The organism is Aureibaculum koreense (genome assembly GCF_034296135.1).
Classification (GTDB): domain Bacteria; phylum Bacteroidota; class Bacteroidia; order Flavobacteriales; family Flavobacteriaceae; genus Aureibaculum.
On record NZ_JAXKVV010000044.1, the window covers coordinates 1 to 2,793 of the forward strand.

Sequence of the window (2,793 nt, forward strand, 5' to 3'; positions counted from 1 at the left end):
GGTATTTACGCCTTTGGTAGCATTACTATTTAACAATGCTAATTCTTTATTTCTGCCAATGGTAAAATAAGATTCGGTTACATCTAGGTTGATTAATTTAGGTTTTGGATTGTGATTAAAACGCTGTTTAATTCTCTCCCAAAGAGTTGGTGGTTCTTTTGTTACCTGGTCAATACGTTCGTGTAATTTTTTGGTTGATATATTTGTATAAATCAACGTGGTATCATACGACTCATGCCCTAACATTTCTTTGATTTCTTCTAACGAAGTACCCGCTGCCAAATGATGGGTTGCAAACGTATGTCTGAGTGTATGCGGATGCACCTCATCCATATCTAGATTTGAAGTGATACGCTTTACCATTTTCCAAACGGTTTCTCTTCTAATGTGTCCTAGTTTGCTATTGCTAGGGAATAGATAGACTTGCGGTTTTAATTCTAGCTTAGATTGATTTAGGTACTCACCTAAAACGATGTAAAGCCGGTCTGATAATGGAATTGTTCTCGCCTTTTCTTTTTCCTTTTTCTTCAATGATTTTACTCTCACCGTTCGTTGTTTGAAATCAAAATTCTTAAGCTGTAATGAAATAGTTTCAGATACTCGCATACCACAATCAAGCATTAAGAGAATTATCAACTTATGCTTTTTGTTTTTGACATTCATCAATAGCTTTTGGGTTTCTGCTTTACCGATAAAATTGATAGTGTTATTCTTCATTTTCTTTTGGTTCAGTATTACTTTTAAGCAATTCGATTTTTTCCTTTAAGGCCAGAACTTCTGTTTCTAAGTAGAGCTTCTTTTGTGATTTGATTTTATTTTGAAAGTTTATTATGCGTAATACTAATCCGTCAAGATTTCCCTCTAACTTCAGTAATGTATTATGATAGGTTTCCTTTATTTTTAGGAAGGATTCTAAGTTGATTTTATTGTTTTCGAATTGCGACCTTTTCAATTCAAAAAGTTCTGTCTTGAGTTTTAAACTATTGATTTCCGTTTCTAAAGATTGTCTTTCAAAAATCAATTTTAAGTAGTCATTTTCTAGGCGAATGAGTTCATTGTCCAGCTGGTTTTGTATGGTCACTTTCAGTTTTTCAATTTCTATACCATTCCGTCGTTTTTGTTGGTAATAGTTGCTAAAATTTGATAGTGATATACCCACATTTACATTACTTCTATCTACATCATGATTGACCGATGGGAGTAGGTTTAACCATGCCGTACCTGTCTTTTCTTTGGTCAATTTTATGAGTGTGTCCATACGTTGAGATTGATGGCTTTTATACTTTTTTATAATGCTATCAAATTCTATTTGTCCCATACATGAAAATGAAACGACTAAACCTAATATGACTACCGTGAACAATCTCATTTTCGTTTATCTTTAGAGGATGTATCAAAGGCTATCAGATTAAACATTTCACGCAACCGTGAGCGTACTCTGTTGCCATACCATGTTTCCAATTCATTGGCATTTAAATTAGTGGTAGCATGGGTAATTACTTTTTTCTGTACCCATAAATCGTATCGGCTTAAAAGGATTTCCCCTAAGACATTGCATTCATTTCCGTAGTGTTTTACATAGCGTTCCACACCCAAATCGTCAAAACAATATCTTCCGGCATTGCTATTCTGAATTACGGTTTCATAACCTTTTTTATAAAAATCATAGGAAACATTTCTAGCTGGGATTATCTTATATCTTTTCTTTATTGGTAGTAAGAACTTTACCAAATTCATCAATGAAGTTTTACCGCATCCGATTGGGCCAGTGAGTAAGATCCCTTTATTGATATCCATATTGTTTGCTAAACAGCTATGTTCATCACCAATCATATAAATGACCAATTTGTAAATGATATATTTATCTGCCTGGTCTATTTTGAAATGATTGCCGTAACAAAGTTTTCCTTTGGTTTGAAGGAAGTTCAGGACTTTTTCGAAATCATAATGAATATGTTCCCCTTTTAAGATGCCAAGGATGTATTCATTTTCGGGTTCTTTTATTTTATAGAGGCTCATTGTAATTTTTATTTGTGCTTGTGTTTAAGTTGTCTCGATTTTGAACATGTGTTGAACTGGTCGGTTTTTGATTGGATTCATTTGCTTTTATTATCCAATTTCTAGCCGCTGCTTTCCAATCTTTCATGTCGGTTTTTCCACCTACTTTCCAACCATTTGATTCGTAATAATTAAAAAATTTCTCCGCTTCGGTTTTAGAATTTTGTTTTTCTTTAAAAAATTGAATAACCTCTTCTACATTTTGTGGTTGCCGTTTGTGTTTACTATGTTTATTGTTTGTATTTGTTTTAGAACGTACTAGTGCTTGTTCATTAAACGAACTGTTGTGTACTAGAGCTTGTTCATTAAACGAACGGTAGTGTATCAGCACTTGTACAGGAGTTGTTTCTAAATTGAACATGTTGATCAGGCTTCCTTTGAAAGGATTGTGACTCGGTACATATTCTAAATATTCCCATTCATGTAAATTTTTAATGCATTTATGATAGGTGGCCAACGACCCAATTTTAGAAAGTTTCATGATTTCCTTTCTACTGATAGAAACCGGGTTTTCAAACCGATTAAGGTTCCAATATTGAAATAAGGCTAAGTACATACTTACATGTGTAGGATTTAATCTATTGTCAACAACAAAGCATTCCATAGCTGCTGTTAATACCATTTCTCTTGTTAATTTACTCAATTATTTGTAAATTGCCTTATGGCAAAACAAATAGACTTACACATTAAAGAGAGTGAATCAGAACTAAAGGCTCTTATGAATGCTCAAAGCAA

At 33.3% G+C, this 2,793-nt stretch carries 4 protein-coding genes; all 4 read right to left on the reverse strand.

The window, feature by feature from the left end; genetic code table 11:
* On the reverse strand, positions 1–717 hold a 717-nt coding region (locus tag UMM65_RS17520), incomplete at its 3' end, for a tyrosine-type recombinase/integrase (protein WP_321978459.1).
* Positions 707–1,369 (reverse strand): hypothetical protein, encoded by a 663-nt coding sequence (locus UMM65_RS17525; protein WP_321978461.1) that lies wholly within the window; start codon positions 1,367–1,369, stop codon positions 707–709. The genes UMM65_RS17525 and UMM65_RS17520, both read right to left, overlap by 11 nt.
* Positions 1,366–2,019, reverse strand: coding sequence for a P-loop NTPase family protein (locus UMM65_RS17530; RefSeq protein WP_321978463.1), 654 nt, complete (start codon positions 2,017–2,019; stop codon positions 1,366–1,368). The genes UMM65_RS17525 and UMM65_RS17530 overlap by 4 nt, the downstream gene beginning before the upstream one ends.
* Complete coding sequence (locus UMM65_RS17535; RefSeq protein ID WP_321978465.1) at positions 2,006–2,701, reverse strand: transcriptional regulator; 696 nt, start codon at positions 2,699–2,701, stop codon at positions 2,006–2,008. The genes UMM65_RS17530 and UMM65_RS17535 overlap by 14 nt, the downstream gene beginning before the upstream one ends.
* Positions 2,702–2,793: the final 92 nt, after the last annotated feature.